Source organism: Buchnera aphidicola (Mollitrichosiphum nigrofasciatum) (genome assembly GCF_039388045.1).
GTDB classification, from domain to species: Bacteria; Pseudomonadota; Gammaproteobacteria; order Enterobacterales; family Enterobacteriaceae; genus Buchnera_K; species Buchnera_K aphidicola_B.
The window spans coordinates 398,754-418,943 of the sequence record NZ_CP135015.1 but is presented as its reverse complement, the minus strand read 5'-3'; the positions used below and the strand labels follow the sequence as shown (position 1 = coordinate 418,943).

Here is a 20,190-nt window from a genome sequence, read left to right as displayed (position 1 = left end):
ATAATATTAATATCAATATCAATGAATGCGTATGATATATAATGTAATATTAATGAATAATATTAATTTATATAATTCATAATATCAATTATATCAAGTATATAAATAGCATATTATCATAACATTAATGAATATTAAAATAATATGCGTATTTTCATAATAAATATTATTATTGTAAATAATAAATATCATATTTTATGGTAATGTTTATTATAATCATAAATAATTTATTTATGATCATATTAAACTATGAATTGAATATTACATTATAAGAATGCATATTGTAAATATACTAGCATTAAATTATAATCCACTGTGAAGATATTACAATCTAATATCATCATATTTATATTCATCATCAATAATTGGTTGATCGTCAATATTTACTTTTTAGTAAATATTACCTTTATATTCAATATTATAATAAATATTTTAATTCAAATATTCATCTAATATTTAAACCTAATGAATCCAACTTACGTATCGTAAGTGGTTATTGGGTAATATCAATATCACATTATTCATAATATGATTGTACTTATTTACAATCTAAATATCAACACCAATATCAATTATATGCTATCAAAAGTATAGATAGCGCAACTCAATTTCAATATTTATTTATAACCGATCTAGACATCCTAGTCAATAAATATATAGAACAAATAATGCATGAATAATCTTTTCCGGCATTGATAAATCATGAATTTAAATAATACCTGGCATTTGCATAAGTTCATTATGTGACGCACTGAATCCTGTAATAAAATATTTCTCATTAAGAGATTCATTGAATCCTAATTATATATAATTTAATTATATAATTATATATTAAATATAGAATACTTCTGTATAATGGTTTATAATGCTTCTATACCTACACATCATTTTGATGTGTAGGTATAGAAGCATTATAAACCATTATACAGAAGTATTCTATATTTAATATATAATTATATAATTAAATTATATATAATTAGGATACAATGAATCTCTTAATGAGAAATATTTTATTACAGGATTCAGTGCGTCACATAATGAACTTATGCAAATGCCAGGTATTATTTAAATTCATGATTTATCAATGCCGGAAAAGATTATTCATGCATTATTTGTTCTATATATTTATTGACTAGGATGTCTAGATCGGTTATAAATTAATATTGAAATTGAGTTGCGCTATCTATACTTTTGATAGCATATAATTGATATTGGTGTTGATATTTAGATTGTAAATAAGTACAATCATATTATGAATAATGTGATATTGATATTACCCAATAACCACTTACGATACGTAAGTTGGATTCATTAGGTTTAAATATTAGATGAATATTTGAATTAAAATATTTATTATAATATTGAATATAAAGGTAATATTTACTAAAAAGTAAATATTGACGATCAACCAATTATTGATGATGAATATAAATATGATGATATTAGATTGTAATATCTTCACAGTGGATTATAATTTAATGCTAGTATATTTACAATATGCATTCTTATAATGTAATATTCAATTCATAGTTTAATATGATCATAAATAAATTATTTATGATTATAATAAACATTACCATAAAATATGATATTTATTATTTACAATAATAATATTTATTATGAAAATACGCATATTATTTTAATATTCATTAATGTTATGATAATATGCTATTTATATACTTGATATAATTGATATTATGAATTATATAAATTAATATTATTCATTAATATTACATTATATATCATACGCATTCATTGATATTGATATTAATATTATTCATTAATATTATTCATTAATATTATTCATTAATATTATTAATATTATTCATTAATATTATTCATTAATATTATTCATTAATATTATTCATTAATATTATTCATTAATATTATTCATTANTATNCATTAATATTATTCATTAATATTATTCATTAATATTAATTTAAGTATAAATAAATAAGTAAGGAATAAAATGCTTCCTATTATTGCTTTAATTGGAAAACCTAATGTAGGAAAATCAAGTTTATTTAATATATTAACAGATAGTAATAAAGCTATAACCTCACAAAAATCAGGTACAACAAGAGATAGAAATTACGGACATTATATTATCAAAGAAGAAAAAAAATTTAAAATCATAGATACTGCAGGAATTACTAATACCAAATCAATAATAAAAAAAAAATCAATTAAAAATACAAAAAAAGCAATAAAAGAAGCTCATATTATATTTTTTATAGTAGATGGAAAAGAAGGAATAACAAAAGAAGATCACTTTATTTCAAAAATAATTAAAAAAAAAAAAAAAAAAACATACTTAATAATAAATAAAACAGAAAATATAAAAAAAAATAAAAAAATATGTGAATTTTACAAATTAGGTTATAAAAAAATACACAAAATATCCACTATGTTACCTAAAACAATAAAAAATGTCATTTCAAAAATAAAATTTAAAGAAAAAAATATTAATAAAATAAAAAAAAAAAGAACAAATATCACTATCATTGGAAAACCTAATGTAGGTAAATCTACATTAGGAAATGCTTTACTTAAAAAAAAACAATTTATAACAGATAAAAAACCAGGAACAACACGTGATAGTATTTCAATACTTAATAAAATAAAAAAAAAAAAATATATTTTAACAGATACTGCTGGAATTTGTAAAAAAAAAAATATTAAAAATGAAATAGAATTATGTTCTATTAAACAATCAATAAAAATGATTAAAAAAAGTAAAATAATTATTTTAATATTAGATATATCAGAAAAAAAAATTTCTAAACAAGATCTATCAATAATAAAAATTATCATTAAAAATGGAAATTTTTTATTAATAACAGTCAATAAAGAAGATAAAATATCTATAAAAGAAAAAAAAGAAATAAAAGAAGGAATAAAAAAAAAACTAAAATTCTTAAATATTAAAAAAATACATTTTTTATCAGCATTATATGAAACTGGAATAAAAAAACTAATGTTATCTATTCAAAAAATTTTAAATATCAAAAAAAAAAAATTTTCATGTCAATTTTTAACAAAAATATTAAAAAAAGCTATAAAAAAACATCAACCACCTATACAAAAAAAAATACGAATAAAACCAAAATATGCACATACAGGAAAAATAAATCCTTATACAATCATTATACATGGAAATAAAGTTAATAATTTACCTAAAAGTTATATTAATTATTTAAAAAATTTTTTTCAAAAAGAAATGAAATTAAATAATTGTATTATAAAATTAATATTTAAAGAAAATAAAAATCCATTTATTAAAAAATAAAAAAAATTTAAAATGATAAATTACAAGTATGTAATGGTATTTTAACAATTAAATCTTCTTTTCCTATCTTTGCTTGACAAGATAAACGACTATATTCATTTAAACCCCAAGCTCTATCCAATAAATTTTCTTCTTTTTCTGTTAATTTAGATAATGAATTAAAACCTTTTATTATAATACAATGACATGTACTACATGCGCAAGATTTATTACAACTATGTTCTATAAAAATATTGTTTTTTAATGCAACATCAAGTATTGTTAAATTTGATTCACAATAACATTCCATTCCTTTAGGTATCATTAATTTATGTGGTTGAAAAAAAATTTTAGGCATATTATTCCTTTAAATATATTTAAAAAATTTACATAAAATTAAATATTAAAATAAAATATTCAAAATAATAATTTTTCAAAAAAAAACAACTTATATAAAAAAAAAGCAGAATTTTTAAATTTTCCAAATGCAATTTTAGCAAACATTTGTTTAATATATTTAAAATATAAAAAATTCAATTTTTTAATAAATATTTTTTTTTTAATTTTAATATTAGAAATTTCTTCATTTAATAAAAATTGTGTTATTAAAAAATTTTTTTTTTCTTTTTTTAAAAAATTAATATCATAAATTTTATATCCTTTAATACTTAAAAAATATTGTGTAGTTTGTAAAGGATTTTTAAATATTTTATAAATTTTATTTATTTTTTTAGATTTTTTCAAAATCTTTCTCTGAATTTTTTTTGGTTTGTCTAAAAAAAAATCTGGATGATATTTTTTTTGTAAAAAATAATATTTTCTTTTTAAGACTTTTTGATCAATTAAAACTGTTTCTTGTAAATTAAAATATTCAAAAAAATTCATATAATTCAACATATTAGTTATAAAATTAAATAATTAAATATTCTTTAAAAAAATGTTAAAATTTGTACATTTCTTTAAAGAACGTGTTTTTATTTTCGTTTTTTAAAAGAAAATTTACTTTTATAATTTTTTATTGCAGCTTTAATTGCATCTTCTGCTAAAATTGAACAATGAATTTTTACTGGAGGTAATTTTAACTCTTTAACAATTTTAGTATTTTTTATTTCTTTGGCTTCACTTAATGTTTTACCTTTAACCCATTCAGTCATTAAAGAACTTGCAGCAATTGCTGAACCACAACCATATGTTTTAAAACAAGCATCTTGTATAATACCATCATGTACTTTTATTTCTAATTTCATTACATCCCCACATGCTGGTGCCCCAACTAAACCAATACCAACATTTTCATCTTCTTTAGAAAATGTACCAACATTACGTGGATTTTCGTAATGATCTATAACTTTTTTATTATAAGCCATGTTTTTTCCTAAAATATAATTTTAATTAATGTTGTTGCCAATTTACTTTATTTATATCAATTCCAGATTTAAACATTTCCCATAATGGTGATAAATTCCGAAGACGAACTAATGCTTTATGAATAACTTTACTAGCATATTTTAATTGTTTTTTTGTAGTAAACCGTCCAATAGAAAAACGAACTGAACTGTGAGCTAATTCATCTTTTATATTCAAAGCTTTTAATACATAAGAAGGTTCTAAACTAGCAGAAGTACAAGCAGAACCAGAAGCAACTGCTATATCTTTAATAGCCATAATTAAAGATTCTCCTTCTACATAGTTAAAACTAATATTTAAAATATGCGGAGCTAAATTTTTTAAATTACCATTTAAATATATTTCTTCAATATCAGAAAGTTTATTCCAAAAATAGTTTCTTAATTTTTTTAATTTTATATTATCTTTTAATTGTTTTTTTTGTGCTATTTTACATGCTTCACCAAAACCAACAATTTGATGCACAGGTAAAGTACCTGAACGAATTCCTCTTTCATGCCCTCCTCCATGAATTTGAGATGCAATTCTTATTCTTGGTGATTTATTTCTTATATATAAAGCACCAATTCCTTTAGGTCCATAAATTTTATGTGCAGAAAAAGACATTAAATCAATAGATATATTTTTTAAATCAACAGGAATTTTACCAATACTTTGTGTAGCATCTACATGAAATAATATATTATTATTTATACATAAATTTGCTATATTTTCAATATCTTGTACACTACCTATTTCATTATTTACATGCATAATAGAAATTAAAATAGTTTTTTTTTTTATTTTTTTTTTAATATCTTGAATATTTATTATTCCGTTTTTATCAGGTTTTAAATATGTTATTTTGAAATTATATTTTTCCAATTCTCTACAAGTATCTATGACAGATTTGTGTTCTATTCTGCTTGTTATAATATGGTTGCCTTTATTAGAATAAAAATTAGCAATACCTTTAATAGCTAAATTATTAGACTCAGTAGCTCCAGAAGTAAAAATAATTTCTCTAGATTGTGCATTAATTAAATTTGAGATATTCTTTCTTGCTGATTCTATTGATTCTTCTGCTTGCCAACCAAAACTGTGTGATCTTGAAGCGGAATTTCCAAATATTCCATCAATTGTTAAATAATTATTCATTTTTTTAACAATTTTAGGTTCCATAGGTGTAGTTGCTGCATAATCTAAATATATAGGAATTTTCATAAAATTTAGACCTCTAAAATTAATTATTAATTTAATTATTTAATACTAATTATTATATTAAGATTATTTAATAAATTTTTAAAATAAAGTAAAATATTATATACATTTATTTAATTTTATCTTATTATAATAAAAGAAAAAAATATATTATAATTTTTATATAGGAACGTAGTTTAATTGGTAGAACATCGGTCTCCAAAACCGAAAGTTGTGGGTTCAATTCCCTCCGTTCCTGTTTATTACAATTTATTATTTTAATTTATAATTAACTAATTTTAAAATACATGCAATTTTATAAAAATTATTAAGGAAATTACATGATTAAATATCGTTCTAGTACTACTACTCAAGGAAAGAATATGGCTGGTGCTAGGTCTTTGTGGCGTGCAACAGGTATGCAAGATGAAGATTTTAAAAAACCTATTATCGCTGTTGTAAATTCTTTTACAGAATTTGTTCCAGGACATATTCATTTACGTGAATTAGGTAAAATAGTTTCAAAAAATATAAGTATATCAGGTGGAGTGGCTAAGGAATTTAACACTATTGCTATAGATGATGGAATTGCAATGGGACATGCTGGTATGTTATATTCTTTACCTTCTAGGGAATTAATTGCAGATTCTATAGAATATATGATTAATGCTCATTGTGTAGATTCTATGGTATGTATATCTAATTGTGATAAAATTACTCCTGGTATGTTTATGGCTGCATTAAGATTAAATATTCCTACTATTTTTGTTTCTGGCGGCCCAATGGAATCTGGTAAATATATTGGCGTAAATAAAGAAAAAAAAATAGATTTAGTTTCAGCTATAATTGAAAGTGTAAATCCCAATTCAACAAAAAAAAAAATAGACAAAATTGAACGTTCCGCTTGTCCTACATGTGGTTCATGTTCTGGAATGTTTACAGCTAATTCTATGAATTGTTTAATGGAAGTATTTGGTTTAGCTTTTCCTGGTAATGGTACTTTATTAGCTACACATGCCGATAGAAAAAAATTATTTATACAAGCAGGTAAGAAAATAGTCCAATTAACTAATAAATTTTATAAAGAAAATGATATTTCAGTATTACCAAGGAATATAGCTAATGAAAATGCTTTTCATAATGCTATGATTGTAGATATTGCTATGGGTGGTTCAACAAATACAATTTTGCATTTATTAGCAGCTGCAAAAGAAGGTATGATTAAATTTAATATGTCTGATATAAATTATTTATCTAATAAAATTCCTCATATTTGTAAAATTTCTCCAAGTAGCATGAAATATCATATGGAAGATTTACATAGAGCAGGTGGTATCATAGGTGTATTAAATGAATTAAATAAAAATAAATTAATTAAAAATAATACTAGAAACATTTTAAATATTAGTTTTAAACAAATGTTAAAAAAATATGATATTTTAACAACTAAAAAAAAAAATATTTTAAAAATGTACAAAGCAGCTCCCGGTAACATTAAAACTGTTAAACCATTTTCACAATCTTGTAGATGGGATAAATTAGATAAAGATAGAAAAAATGGTTGTATAAGATCTATTAAATATGCTTATAGTAAAAGTGGTGGATTATCTGTATTATATGGAAATTTAGCAAAAAATGGATGCGTTGTAAAAACTGCTGCAATAAATAAAAAAAATTTTTTTTTAAAAGGTCAAGCAAAAGTTTATGAAAGTCAAGAAGAAGCAGTTGCAAGTATTTTAAAAAAAGAAATAAATTTCGGAGATATTATTGTAATAAGATATGAAGGGCCTAAAGGAGGTCCAGGTATGCAAGAAATGTTATATCCAACTACTTATTTGAAATCTATGAAATTAGATAAACATTGTGCATTAATAACAGATGGGCGATTTTCTGGAGGAACCTCTGGTATTTCTATTGGCCATATTTCACCTGAAGCAGCTAATAAAGGTTTAATTGCTCTCGTTAAATCTGGAGATTGGATTACTATAGATATTAATAATCGTTCAATTGTATTAAATGTTTCAAATAAAGAATTACAGGTAAGAAAATTAGAAGAAGAAAAAAGAGGTTTACAAGCATATACTCCAATGCATCGAAAAAGAATAATATCTAATTCTTTAAAAATATATTCTAAATTTGCTACTAGTGCAGATGAAGGAGCGATTAAAAAAATTTAATGTTTAAAATTATATATTAAACTAGTAATAAATTTTTTAAAAATAACATAATTAATAAATAATTCAAAGAGGGTATATGAAAAATTATTTTAATGATCTTTCTTTTAGAAAAAAAAATAAACGTTTAAAAAAATGTAATTTTTTATTTAAAAGTTCTTTTAAAAATAGTTTAAATATTTTAAGAAATAAAAAAATTGTTATTATTGGTTGTGGAGCACAAGGTATTAATCAAGGTTTAAATATGCGGGATTCGGGTTTAGATATATCCTTTGTTTTAAGAAAAGAAAGTATTCAAAGTAAAAATATTTCTTGGAAAAATGCAGTTAGAAATAATTTTAATGTTGATTCTTATGAAAATTTAATTCCTAATGCAGATTTAGTAATAAATTTAACACCAGATAAACAACATAGTGAAGTAGTTAATAAATTACAAAAATTAATGAAAAAAAATTCTGTTTTAGGATATTCTCATGGATTTAATATTGTAGAAATGAGTCAAAAAATAAGAAAAGACATAACAGTAATTATGGTTGCTCCAAAATGCCCTGGAACTGAAGTACGTGAAGAATATTTACGAGGATTTGGTGTTCCAACATTAATAGCTGTTCATAATGAAAATGATTTATATAATATTGGTTTAAAATATGCTAAAGGTTGGGCGGTTGCTTTAGGTAGTCATAAAGCTGGTGTTTTAGAGTCATCTTTTGTAGCAGAAGTTAAATCAGATTTAATGGGTGAACAAACTATATTGTGCGGTATGTTACAAACTGGTTCAATAATATTTTATGAAGAATTATTAAAAAGAGGTTTTGATCCCGCTTATTCAAGTAAATTAATTCAATACGGTTGGGAAGTTATCACTGAATCTTTAAAACATGGTGGTATTAAATTGATGTTAAATAGAGTTTCTAATACAAAAAAGATACGTATTTGTGAATTATCTAATTTATTAAAATCTCATTTATCACCTTTATTTAAAAAACATATGGATGATATAATGTCTGGAGAATTTTCTTCAAATATGATTAAAGATTGGAATAATGCAGATAAAAATTTATTAAAATGGCGTCTAGAAAGTAAAAATAGTGCATTTGAAAATGCTCCTTCAAATAATAATAAAATTGATGAACAAGAATATTACGATCATGGAATATTAATGATTGCAACTTTAAAAGCTGGAATTGAATTATCATATGAAATTATGTTAGAAACTGGAATTATGCCAGAATCTGCATATTATGAATCTTTACATGAATTACCTTTAATAGCTAACACTATTGCAAGAAAACGTTTATATGAAATGAATTTAGTTATTTCTGATACTGCTGAATATGGTAGTTATTTGTTTTTTAATTCTGCTTATTCTATTTTTAAAAATTTTATGTCTAATATTAAAGATGGTGATTTAGGTAGTGCAATCAAAGAATCTAATATTGATAACATAAAATTACAAAATATAAATTATATGATTGAAAATCATAGTATTGAAATTGTTGGTAATAAATTACGTAAATTCATGACTAAAATGAAAAAAATCACAGTTGCTAATTTATAACTTTTTTGAACTTTTAAATTTTTTACATTTAAATAATTAAAATTTCTGTTTTTTATTTTTTTCTTATTTAAAATTTATAAAAATTTCAATATAAAAATTACTTTTTAATAAAATTTTACATAAAAATATTTTTATATTTAAATTCATAGATAATATTGTTAAAAAATAAAAATTTGTAAAATAAAATATAATAAGTAAAATATTTTTACTTTATTTTTATTATAAAAGAAGAAAGAAATTTCAAAAATTAAATAAAAATTTTAATGTATTAATATAAATATATTTGTATCAATATAAATATATTTGTATCAATAAAAATAATTTTTCATTTTTTTTTAGAATATGCATTATTAAAATTTATATATTTTAAAAAAATTAGGATGTAAATAATATTAATTTAAAATTTATATATAATATTTATTTTATATTTTTAATATATTGAATGATAATTTTTATTATATTTTTATAATATTTTTAAAAAAGAAATTAAAATATTAAAAATAAATCGTTTAATAAAATTAAGTATCTATATTTAAATAAATATTAAAGTTATTTAATATTAAATTATATAATATTGTAAAAATTATTTTTATTTTAAAATTTTTAGTATTACTTTTTAATATAGTATTAAATATATTTTAATATTAAAATATAAATGAATTTATAATTATTATATAATTTTAATTTTTTTGAAACATTACAAACTATAAAAATTAACAAAATAATTACATTTTTTAAAAAAAATAACTATTAAATATTTTAAAATAAAAAAATATATATATTTTAAAATTTATTTAATTTTTAATATTTTAAAATTTTAAAATTAAAAAATAGTTTTAGATTTTCCTTTAAATAAAACTATATAATGTAAGATATTTTACAAATTACATATAAATTTTTAATTATATGTTTAAATTTTTATAGAATTAATAAATTATTAAAATTCTGCATTTTTTTATTTTTTTTTTTTTTTTTTTTTTTTTTTTAAAATAAATTATCAATGAAAGATTTTTAAATTATGAATATATTTAAAATACTAATAAAATAAAAAATAAATTTAATAATTTTATATAATTTAATATATTTAAATTTCTATACAATTATAATAAAAATAATTGAATTACATTTCTTAAAATTCATAATAATATTAAAATAACATTTTTCACTTACATGGATATGTCATAAAAAATAATTTTTTCAATTACTTTTTATAATAAAATATAAAATACAAATATTTATTTAATTTTATTTAAATTATTTTAAATTTTTTAAAATCAAATAAAAGTATTATTTTAAATTATTATAATTGTAATATAATAAAAAATTTTCCAAAAACAAACTAATGATGTAATTATCTATTTAAAATATTTAAATAACTTTGCAATGTATTCAATTTATACATTGTTAGTGTATTATATTTATTAAATTTAAATAAAATATATTAGGAAAAATAATGAATAATTCAAAAATTATTAATTTAACAGATGATAATTTCAATGAAAAAGTTCTACAAGAAAAAAAAATGATTTTAGTAGATTTTTGGGCAGAATGGTGTGCTCCATGTAAATTATTACAACCTATTTTAGAAGAAATTGCAGAAGAATTTTATAAAAAAATTAAAATTGCTAAAATAAATATAGATCTACATCCTTTAACTGCACCAAAATATTCAATTCGTGGTATACCAACATTATTATTATTTAAAAACGGTGAATTATTATCTACAAAAGTTGGCGCTTTATCTAAAAATCAATTAATAGATTTTTTACAAAACAATTTAAAATAAAATTTAAATATAAGTAATTTATTCAATTTTATTTAAAATTATATTTTTTATTTCAGTTTTTAAATTATATATTTTTTATTTAATTATAATAATTTTTTTTAAAAATAAAATTATATTAAATATATATTCCCAATTATTAAGAACCTATTATTATGAATCTTACCAAATTAAAAAATACACCTATTACTGAATTAATTGTACTTGGTGAGAAAATAGGATTAGAAAATCTAGCACGTATGCGTAAACAAGATATCATTTTTTCCATTTTAAAAAGACATTCGAAAAGCGGGGCTAATATATTTGGTGACGGAGTTCTGGAAATTCTCCAGGACGGATTTGGTTTTTTACGTTCAGCTGATAGTTCTTATTTAGCAGGTCCAGATGACATTTATGTGTCTCCTAGTCAAATACGTAGATTTAATTTGAGAACTGGAGATACTATTTCCGGTAGAATTCGTCCTCCAAAAGACGGAGAACGATATTTTGCTTTATTAAAAGTAAATTCTATAAATTACGATGATCCAGAAAATATAAAAAGTAAAATTTTATTTGAAAATTTAACTCCATTACATGCTAATGTTCGTTTAAGAATGGAATGTGAGAGTGGTTTAGTAGAAGATTTAACAGCACGAATATTAGATTTAGCAACGCCTATTGGTAAAGGTCAAAGAGGTTTGATTGTTGCGCCACCGAAAGCAGGAAAAACAGTTTTATTACAAAATATAGCAAAAAGTATTGCTCATAATCATTCTAGCTGCGTATTAATGGTTTTATTAATTGACGAAAGACCAGAAGAAGTTACAGAAATGCAGCGTTTAGTAAAAGGCGAAGTAATAGCATCAACTTTTGATGAACCTGCTTCAAGACATGTACAAGTATCAGAGATGGTTATTGAAAAAGCAAAACGTTTGGTAGAACATAAAAAAGATGTAATAATTTTATTAGATTCAATAACAAGATTAGCTAGAGCATATAATACTATAATACCCTCTTCAGGAAAAGTATTAACTGGAGGGGTTGATGCTAATGCATTACATAGACCCAAACGTTTTTTTGGAGCAGCTCGAAATGTTGAAGAAGGTGGAAGTTTAACTATTATAGCTACAGCATTAATCGATACTGGATCAAAGATGGATGAAGTTATTTATGAAGAATTTAAAGGTACAGGAAACATGGAACTTCCACTTTCTAGAAAAATTGCAGAAAAAAGAGTCTTCCCTGCGATTGACTATAATAAATCTGGTACAAGAAAAGAAGAATTATTAACTACATCTGAAGAATTACATAAAATGTGGATTTTAAGAAAAATAATTCATCCTATGAATGAAATTGATGCAATGGAATTTTTAATAAACAAATTATTAATGACTAAAACTAATAATGAATTTTTTAATATGATGAAATGCCCTTAGTTTTTTTAAAATATTATATTTTATAAACTTTTTAAAATTTCATGATTGCAAAAATAAATATATATTTACATATATTGCAAATATGTTATAATAAATTTTATATTTTAAAAGCGCCCGTAGCTTATTTGGATAGAGCACTATCTTCCGAAGGTAGAGGTATCAGGTTCAATTCCTGTCGGGTGCATATTGATCCAATTAATTAAATAGATTAATTGGTTAAATAATTATTTTTTAAAATTTTGGTGGCTATAGCTCAGTTGGTAGAGTCCTGGATTGTGGTTCCAGTTGTCATGGGTTCGAGACCCATTAGCCACCCATTTATATTTTATAACGGTGAGTAGCGCAGCTTGGTAGCGCAACTGGTTTGGGACCAGTAGGTCGGAGGTTCAAATCCTCCCTTGCCGAAAAATATTATTTATAATTTAGAATAATATTTAATTGCATTAAAATTATTTAAATTTAATAAAATTATTTAGAAATAATTTTATTAATATATTTTTTTAATATTTTTTTACCTCCTTTATCTAATAACTCTGTAGCTAAAGATTTTCCCATATATTCTGCTAAAAATAAAGGACCTTTACGTGTACCTTGAATAATATATCTTCCATCTGGAGAACCTACTAATCCTTTTAATTTTAAATTTTTATTTTTAAAATTTGCATAAATTCCCACTGGTATATTGCAATTTACACCTAATTTTTTACAAAAAGCTCTTTCTGCAATAATTCGTATTTTTGTTAATCTGTGATTTAAATTTGATATTAAAAATAAAATAAAAGTATCGTTAATACGTGTTTGTATTCCTATAGCACCTTGACCACAAGGTGGTAATAATATTTTTTTTTTTATTATTTCTCGAATTCTATTTTGTATACCTAATCTATTTAAACCTGCAACTGCTAAAATGATACCATCATATTTTCCAGAATCTAATTTTTTAATTCGTGTTTCTACATTACCTCTTATAGGAATTATTTTTAAATCAGGTCTATACATTATAAGTTGAAATTTTCTTCTTATACTAGAAGTTCCAATTTTAGCATTTTTAGGTAAATTTTTTATACAATTATATTTATTAGATATTAATGCATCTAATGCGTTTACTCTTTTACAAATATTTATTATAGATAATTCTTTTGAAAAGTTATTTGGTATATCTTTTACAGAATGTATGGCGATATCTGCTTTATTTTCTAATAAAGCAATTTCTAATTCTTTTATAAATAGATCCTTGCCATATTTTATTTTATTTTTAATTAATACATCTCCTTTTGTAATAATAGGAATAATCTCAATTTCTAATTTTGGATACAATTTATTTAATTTTTTTGTTACGTAATGTGTTTGTTTTAATGCTAATGGGCTATTCCTAGTTACTATTCTTATTTTTTTTTTAAACATATTCTTTCCATTTATAAATAAACATGTTTGTACTTTAATATTTAAATATTTTATTTATGATATATATTTAAATAATTGAAATAAAAATATTTATGTTACTTTTTAAAATAATTTGGATATTTTTTTTTTTGGAATTTCTTTTAAAAATAAATTTTTTAAAATTGTATTAATTTTTTTACAACTTTTTATACATAACCATGTATTATTTTCATATTTAAAATGATAGCCTTTACGGTTAGTTGCTAACCATAATTGACGTATTGATTCTTGTCGTGTAAGTAATATTTTATTTTTACTTTTAAAAGTAATAGACATAATATTATTATTTATTTCAAAATCATGAATATCATATCCAAGATTTTGATCTAATACTTTTTCAATTTCTGACATTGTTTTATCTACAATTGCATGAAATAATGATAATTTCATTTTTTTTTTACTGATCATTTTATTCCTGTTTTGTATTATCATTTAAATAAAATTTAAATATAAATTATTTAATATAATATATTAAATATATAATAATTAAAAATAATATTGATATAAAATTTTTATTAAAAATATGAAACAAAAAATTTTTTTTTCTAAAATGCATGGTCTTGGTAATGATTTTATAATAATTAATAATTTATTTGGTAATGTGATATTATCTACACAAATGATTAAAAAAATGTCTAACAGAAATTTAGGTATAGGATGTGATCAATTATTATTATTAGAAAAATCAAAAAACAAAAAAGCAGATTTTTTTTATAGAATATTTAACTCTAATGGAATAGAAGTTTCACAATGTGGAAATGGTGCTCGATGTTTAGCTTATTATATTATTTTAAAAAATATTATTAAAAAAAAAAAAATATATATTCAAACACATTCAACATTAATGTGTATAAAAATATTTAATTCTAATTGTATTCAGGTTAACATGGGTAAACCAAATTTTCAGCCTTATAATATTCCTTTTTTATATAAAAAAAAAAAAAATATATATAATATTAAAATTTTAAATAAAAAAATATTGTGTGGTGTAGTGTCTATGGGCAACCCTCATTGTATTATACCAGTTAAAAATTTTAATTATGTAAATGTAAATAAATTAGGAAAATTAATAAGTTCTAATAATTTATTTCCAGAATCTGTTAATGTTGGATTTATGCAAATAATTAATAAAAAAAAAATTTTTTTACGTGTATATGAACGTCATGTAGGTGAAACTAATGCTTGTGGTAGTGCAGCATGCGCTGCAGTAGCAGTAGGTTGTATTAATGATATGTTATCTAATTCTGTTGAAGTAAATTTATTAGGTGGAAGTTTAAATATTAAATGGAAAGGTTTAAAATATGATTTATATATGAAAGGTCCAGCAGTACATGTATATGACGGTTTGATAAATATATAAATTTTTAAAAATCTATTTTTATTATAAAAATCTTAAATATTATTTAAATATAATATTATAAATATATTAAATATTATATATATTTTAAGAGAGGTTTCTCTGTGAATTTATTAAATTATTTATTTAAAATTTTTGTTTTTTTTTCTTTTATTAAAAAGAAAATAATTAAAAAAAAATATATTACCACTGGAAAAAAATCATATAAGTTTTTTATAATATCACTTTTTTGCGCTGGTTTAGCAAATTTTTCTACTTTATATTGTGTTCAACCAATATTGCCTATTTTTTCCAAAGTCTTTCAATTAAATCCAGCTAGAAGTAGTTTATCTTTATCTATTACTACTATTGTTATGGCTATAGGAATGTTATTTACAGGTAATTTAGCTGATGTATTTGGTAGAAAAAGAATTATTTCTTATTCTTTATTTTTTGCTTCTTTTTTTACTATTTTATGTTCTAGTGTTAGTAATTGGCACTCTATAGTTATATGTAGAGCATTAGTTGGTTTATCTTTAAGTGGTGTAACTTCTGTTATATTGACATATATGACAGAAGAAATTAAACCCAGTGATCTTGCTTTATCTGTTGGTTTGTATATTAGTGGTAATACTTTTGGTGGTTTCTTTGGAAGATTTTTTACAAGTTTTATTGTACATTATTATTCTTGGAATATTGCTATTTTTTGTATTGGTTTAATTTCTTTTATAGCATTTACATTTTTTGTATTATATTTTCCTTCTTCTAAAAATTTTATTACTGAATCATTTTGTTTAAAAACTTTTATAAAAAATTTAATTTTACCATTAAAAAATATTCAGTTGAGAATTTTATTTACTATTGGTTTTATATTAATGGGTAGTTTTATTACATTATTTAATTATGTTGGGTACAGATTAATGATTAAACCATTTTACTTAAATCATGTTATAGTAGGATTTTTATCTGTAATTTATTTAATAGGTGTATATACTTCACCTAAAGCTGGTTTATTAACAAAAATACACGGTTATGGAAAAGTGTTAATAGGATCTTTGATCTTAATGCTTTGTGGTTTATCTTTTACTCAATTTAATCAATTAATTATAATTTTTTTAGGATTAATATTATTCACAGGTGGTTTTTTTGCTGCACATTCTATATCTAGTTCGTGGATTGGGCATTGTTCAAGAAATAGTAAAGGTTATTCTTCTTCTGTGTATTTATTTTTTTATTATTTAGGATCGAGTTTTTTTGGAACTTTTGGAGGTTTATTTTGGTTTTTCGGTGGTTGGTTGTATATTTCATGTTTTATTTATTTTTTATTAGGTTTAGGTATTTTTTTTTCAGCAAAGTTAATAAATGTATCACAGCGTATTTAATTTTATTTTAAGAATGTAATATTATATTTTAAATATAATTATTGTAAATAAATATTTTTATAATTATATATTTATTTACAAATTTAAATATTTAAAGTGAATATAATTTTAAAAAATTTTTATTATATTATTAGAATTATATTTTTGAAATTTTATTAATATATTTTTATAATTTTAATGGTTGTGTAAAATTTATGTTACATTTATTACCTAATTTTTATATTAATACCACAACTGTTTTTATTATTTCTTTGTTGTTGGTTGTTTTGTATGAAATAATTAATGGATTTCATGATTCAGCTAATGCTTTAGTAATAGTAGTACATACAAAAGTTTTATCTCCTAAAGTTGCTATTATATATTCAAGTATATTTAATTTTTTAGGTGTGTTTTTTGGTGGTTTAAGTGTAGCTTATGCAATTATACATTTATTTCCATTGAAAGTTATATTTGATACATCTTCAAATAATGGAATAAAAATGATTACTTCAGTTTTAATTGTTTCTATTTTCTGGAATTTTTTAACTTGGTATTTGTGTTTACCTATTTCTAGTTCTCATACTTTACTTGGTTCTATTTTGGGTGTAAGTTGTATTGATGCTTTAATTAAAAACATTTCTATTATTCAAGTATTAAATATTTTAAATTTTAAATATGTTTTTTTATCATTTATTATTTCACCAATAATAGGTTTATTTTTTTCTGGATTATTGCTATTGTTTTTTAAAAAAATTTTAAATAAATTTTATAATAAATGTTATATTAATTTTAAAATAAATAATAAAAAAAAATCTTACAAAAAAAATAAACCGTCTTTAATAATGAAAATTATGTTGATTCTTTCATCTTTTGGTGTAAGTTATTCGCATGGGGCAAATGATGGTCAAAAAGGCGTAGGTTTAATGATGTTGATTTTAATTATCTTAACTCCATCTCAATATTTTATAAATTTTCAACTTACAAAAAGTGAAATTCATGACGTTCAATTTTTTTTTGAAAATTTTAAAACATCAATTTTTAAAAGTAATGAAGATTTAAAAAAAAAATATTTTTTTTCAAAAAATAACAGTTCTCCTTTAAATAAAAATAAATATGAAATTAATAGTACTATATTTATTACAAATGAACAAAAAAATATTTTATATTTTATAAGCTATTTAGAATATATTTTAAATTTATTAGATAATTTTCAAAATCTTACGTATAATGAAAAAAATCAAATTAGAAAACATTTATTATGTATTAATAATATTATTAAAGAAATAATATGTACAATAAAAATAAAAGAAGAAAAAATATATTTAAATAATATGAACATACAAATTTCTAAATTAACACAAAAAACTCCATTTTGGGTTATTTTTTTAATTGCTTTGTCTATTTCTATAGGTACAACTATGGGTTGGAAAAGAATTTTTAAAACAATTGGTACAAAAATAGGAAAAAAAAAAATTACTTATGAACAAGCAATTTCTGCACAAATAGCGACTGCTTTATCAGTAGGTTTTTCAAGTTATTTTGGTTTTCCAATATCTACGACACATATATTATCTTCATCTATAACTGGAGCAATTTTATTTGATGGTTTTCAATTACAAATGCACACAATTAAAAATATTATTTATGCTTGGTTTTTTACTTTTCCTATTGTTTTTTTTCTATCTGGTTTTATTTATTGGTTATTATTAAAAATATAGTTTATTAAATTTTTATAATTTAACATATAATTTATATAAAAAATTTATTTTAAATTTTTTATATAAATTATATATTTAAAAATATATCGAAATTATTTTATTTTTAAAAATAAATTATTGTAAATATTGTTTGTTTAAATTAGTTAAACATGTTATTAATGATTATATAATTTATAATTTATTATGCAACTTTAATTATAAAATTTTTTAATGTATTATTTAATAATAATATTATAAAATAATATTAACATATTTTAATTATTTTGTTGTATATTAAATAATTATATATCATTAACAGCACATTAAAAAGAGATAAAAATTATGAATAAAAATTTTTGCGAATCTCTATTTTATAAACACAAGAGGATGTAATATCATGTCATCTATTCTAGTGGTAGACAAAGAAAATGATGTTTTAATTAATATTAAAAATCGTATAGAAAATTTATTTTTACAAAAAAAAAATAAATTAAATAATTTTCATGATAAAAATAACATAATTTCTGATTCATGCGTATTACATAAAAAAGATGTGGATTATAATATTTACAAAAATCTTATAGATTATTCAGCAAATCCTAAAGAAGAACAAAAAAAAGAAATTAATAAAAAAATTGTTCATGAAAAATATTTAGATGATACATCACTTATGCCAATGTATATGTTCGATCAAGATAGTAAATTAGGTTATAATGGTACAGTAATAACTAATGGTAAATCTGATACATTAAGGATTTCTTCCTTACCAATTGATAAAAAAGATAATATACATATAAATGAAAATTCTATATATTTCACTGATGCAGAGATTTTAGAAAGAATTAATAACCTTATTACAAGTGAAAATAAAAAAAATGAGAAAAAATCTGAAGAAAAAATATTAAATAATATACAAAATAGTAAATATGATGATCTTGTAAATGAAGATAATTTATTAAATGAATATGAATTATCTCCTACTCTTTATGATATTTTGTCTTTTGGAAATGTAGATTATTCCAAGAACACTCCTTGGAAAATATCTAGAATTTTTGATAAATCTATTAAAAATTTTAGTACTAGCGGAGCTTTAAATTATAGTTTTAAATATTTAAGTAGAACTCAAGCATTAAATCCAAATTTTATTCATGATTTAAAAGATTTTGATTTAACTATTAATGGTGTTCAAATAAAATCTGATAAAGAGAAAGATATTTTAGAAAAATTTAAAGAATTAATACCAGAATTAAAATCACAACAATTAATTTCAACATATGTTAATAGAGCTATATTAGCACAACCTTATTTAAATTTGTTAAGAGAAAATCCAGAATTAACACAATTTCGCCCAACAAATTCAATATTAAAATGTAATATTGAAAAAATAAATGAAGATACATACAAAATTTTAATTACTGATATTACAACACTAGAAGTTGGACAAGATGCTGTTACAAAAATTTATGATTCATGTGGTGCTAGAACAGCAATGATTATTTCAAAAGTGGATGATCCAAAATTACAGCATTTATATTTTATTAAATAGTACTACAACTTCATCTATTTAT

At 20.7% G+C, this 20,190-nt stretch carries 15 protein-coding genes and 4 tRNA genes; 13 read left to right on the top strand and 6 right to left on the bottom strand.

The window, feature by feature from the left end; translation table 11 throughout:
• Positions 1-1,970 precede the first annotated feature (1,970 nt).
• The gene (gene der / locus RJT30_RS02070) at positions 1,971-3,290 is read left to right on the top strand and encodes a ribosome biogenesis GTPase Der (protein ID WP_343190315.1); all 1,320 of its coding nucleotides are present in this window, start codon (positions 1,971-1,973) and stop codon (positions 3,288-3,290) included.
• A 7-nt stretch (positions 3,291-3,297) separates the two neighbouring features.
• Here der and fdx read toward each other — a convergent pair whose 3' ends face one another.
• The 4 genes from fdx to RJT30_RS02050 all read right to left on the bottom strand — a co-directional run bounded on the left by fdx (position 3,298) and on the right by RJT30_RS02050 (position 5,879).
• Entirely contained in the window at positions 3,298-3,627 is a 330-nt protein-coding gene (gene fdx / locus RJT30_RS02065) for an ISC system 2Fe-2S type ferredoxin (RefSeq protein ID WP_343190314.1), read from the bottom strand.
• A 59-nt stretch (positions 3,628-3,686) separates the two neighbouring features.
• Complete coding sequence (gene hscB, locus RJT30_RS02060) at positions 3,687-4,154, bottom strand: Fe-S protein assembly co-chaperone HscB (protein ID WP_343190313.1); 468 nt, start codon at positions 4,152-4,154, stop codon at positions 3,687-3,689.
• A gap of 89 nt (positions 4,155-4,243) precedes the next feature.
• Complete coding sequence (gene iscU / locus RJT30_RS02055) at positions 4,244-4,636, bottom strand: Fe-S cluster assembly scaffold IscU (protein ID WP_343190312.1); 393 nt, start codon at positions 4,634-4,636, stop codon at positions 4,244-4,246.
• A 25-nt stretch (positions 4,637-4,661) separates the two neighbouring features.
• Positions 4,662-5,879 (bottom strand): IscS subfamily cysteine desulfurase, encoded by a 1,218-nt coding sequence (locus RJT30_RS02050; protein WP_343190311.1) that lies wholly within the window; start codon positions 5,877-5,879, stop codon positions 4,662-4,664.
• Positions 5,880-6,041: 162 nt separating this feature from the next.
• Between RJT30_RS02050 and RJT30_RS02045 the strand changes: the two genes are divergently transcribed.
• The 8 genes from RJT30_RS02045 (at position 6,042) to RJT30_RS02010 (ending at position 13,190) form a co-directional block, all read left to right on the top strand.
• A tRNA-Trp gene (locus tag RJT30_RS02045) sits at positions 6,042-6,114 on the top strand.
• An 82-nt stretch (positions 6,115-6,196) separates the two neighbouring features.
• Positions 6,197-8,032 (top strand): dihydroxy-acid dehydratase, encoded by a 1,836-nt coding sequence (gene ilvD, locus RJT30_RS02040; protein WP_343190310.1) that lies wholly within the window; start codon positions 6,197-6,199, stop codon positions 8,030-8,032.
• A gap of 76 nt (positions 8,033-8,108) precedes the next feature.
• A complete protein-coding gene (ilvC, locus tag RJT30_RS02035) occupies positions 8,109-9,587 on the top strand; it encodes a ketol-acid reductoisomerase (protein WP_343190309.1) in 1,479 nt (492 codons plus the stop codon).
• A gap of 1,453 nt (positions 9,588-11,040) precedes the next feature.
• Positions 11,041-11,373 (top strand): thioredoxin TrxA, encoded by a 333-nt coding sequence (trxA, locus tag RJT30_RS02030; RefSeq protein WP_343190308.1) that lies wholly within the window; start codon positions 11,041-11,043, stop codon positions 11,371-11,373.
• A gap of 152 nt (positions 11,374-11,525) precedes the next feature.
• Complete coding sequence (rho, locus tag RJT30_RS02025) at positions 11,526-12,785, top strand: transcription termination factor Rho (protein WP_343190307.1); 1,260 nt, start codon at positions 11,526-11,528, stop codon at positions 12,783-12,785.
• A 110-nt stretch (positions 12,786-12,895) separates the two neighbouring features.
• Positions 12,896-12,969: transfer RNA gene (locus RJT30_RS02020), tRNA-Arg, on the top strand.
• A gap of 58 nt (positions 12,970-13,027) precedes the next feature.
• Positions 13,028-13,100: transfer RNA gene (locus RJT30_RS02015), tRNA-His, on the top strand.
• Between the two features lie 16 nt (positions 13,101-13,116).
• Positions 13,117-13,190: transfer RNA gene (locus RJT30_RS02010), tRNA-Pro, on the top strand.
• A 63-nt stretch (positions 13,191-13,253) separates the two neighbouring features.
• Here RJT30_RS02010 and hemC read toward each other — a convergent pair.
• Together hemC and cyaY are read right to left on the bottom strand one after the other, a co-directional pair.
• On the bottom strand, positions 13,254-14,189 hold the full coding sequence (gene hemC / locus RJT30_RS02005; protein ID WP_343190306.1) for a hydroxymethylbilane synthase: 936 nt from the start codon (positions 14,187-14,189) through the stop codon (positions 13,254-13,256).
• A gap of 102 nt (positions 14,190-14,291) precedes the next feature.
• Positions 14,292-14,636 (bottom strand): iron donor protein CyaY, encoded by a 345-nt coding sequence (gene cyaY / locus RJT30_RS02000; protein WP_343190305.1) that lies wholly within the window; start codon positions 14,634-14,636, stop codon positions 14,292-14,294.
• 115 nt (positions 14,637-14,751) lie between these two features.
• Between cyaY and dapF the strand changes: the two genes are divergently transcribed.
• The 4 genes from dapF to RJT30_RS01980 all read left to right on the top strand — a co-directional run bounded on the left by dapF (position 14,752) and on the right by RJT30_RS01980 (position 20,168).
• Positions 14,752-15,588 carry a diaminopimelate epimerase gene (gene dapF, locus RJT30_RS01995; RefSeq protein WP_343190304.1) on the top strand — a complete coding sequence of 279 codons (837 nt, stop codon included), beginning with the start codon at positions 14,752-14,754 and terminating at the stop codon, positions 15,586-15,588.
• A 101-nt stretch (positions 15,589-15,689) separates the two neighbouring features.
• Positions 15,690-16,946 (top strand): MFS transporter, encoded by a 1,257-nt coding sequence (locus RJT30_RS01990; RefSeq protein WP_343190303.1) that lies wholly within the window; start codon positions 15,690-15,692, stop codon positions 16,944-16,946.
• Between the two features lie 194 nt (positions 16,947-17,140).
• Positions 17,141-18,643 carry an inorganic phosphate transporter gene (locus tag RJT30_RS01985; RefSeq protein ID WP_343190302.1) on the top strand — a complete coding sequence of 501 codons (1,503 nt, stop codon included), beginning with the start codon at positions 17,141-17,143 and terminating at the stop codon, positions 18,641-18,643.
• A gap of 376 nt (positions 18,644-19,019) precedes the next feature.
• A complete protein-coding gene (locus tag RJT30_RS01980; RefSeq protein ID WP_343190301.1) occupies positions 19,020-20,168 on the top strand; it encodes a hypothetical protein in 1,149 nt (382 codons plus the stop codon).
• Positions 20,169-20,190: the final 22 nt, after the last annotated feature.

What these genes read in the sequence shown, in the direction of transcription:
- der (WP_343190315.1), top strand. Translation starts at nt 1,971, where the DNA reads ATGCTTCCTATTATTGCTTTAATTGGAAAACCTAATGTAGGAAAATCA.
- fdx (WP_343190314.1), bottom strand. Translation starts at nt 3,627, where the DNA reads ATGCCTAAAATTTTTTTTCAACCACATAAATTAATGATACCTAAAGGA.
- hscB (WP_343190313.1), bottom strand. Translation starts at nt 4,154, where the DNA reads ATGAATTTTTTTGAATATTTTAATTTACAAGAAACAGTTTTAATTGAT.
- iscU (WP_343190312.1), bottom strand. Translation starts at nt 4,636, where the DNA reads ATGGCTTATAATAAAAAAGTTATAGATCATTACGAAAATCCACGTAAT.
- RJT30_RS02050 (WP_343190311.1), bottom strand. Translation starts at nt 5,879, where the DNA reads ATGAAAATTCCTATATATTTAGATTATGCAGCAACTACACCTATGGAA.
- ilvD (WP_343190310.1), top strand. Translation starts at nt 6,197, where the DNA reads ATGATTAAATATCGTTCTAGTACTACTACTCAAGGAAAGAATATGGCT.
- ilvC (WP_343190309.1), top strand. Translation starts at nt 8,109, where the DNA reads ATGAAAAATTATTTTAATGATCTTTCTTTTAGAAAAAAAAATAAACGT.
- trxA (WP_343190308.1), top strand. Translation starts at nt 11,041, where the DNA reads ATGAATAATTCAAAAATTATTAATTTAACAGATGATAATTTCAATGAA.
- rho (WP_343190307.1), top strand. Translation starts at nt 11,526, where the DNA reads ATGAATCTTACCAAATTAAAAAATACACCTATTACTGAATTAATTGTA.
- hemC (WP_343190306.1), bottom strand. Translation starts at nt 14,189, where the DNA reads ATGTTTAAAAAAAAAATAAGAATAGTAACTAGGAATAGCCCATTAGCA.
- cyaY (WP_343190305.1), bottom strand. Translation starts at nt 14,636, where the DNA reads ATGATCAGTAAAAAAAAAATGAAATTATCATTATTTCATGCAATTGTA.
- dapF (WP_343190304.1), top strand. Translation starts at nt 14,752, where the DNA reads ATGAAACAAAAAATTTTTTTTTCTAAAATGCATGGTCTTGGTAATGAT.
- RJT30_RS01985 (WP_343190302.1), top strand. Translation starts at nt 17,141, where the DNA reads ATGTTACATTTATTACCTAATTTTTATATTAATACCACAACTGTTTTT.
- RJT30_RS01980 (WP_343190301.1), top strand. Translation starts at nt 19,020, where the DNA reads ATGTCATCTATTCTAGTGGTAGACAAAGAAAATGATGTTTTAATTAAT.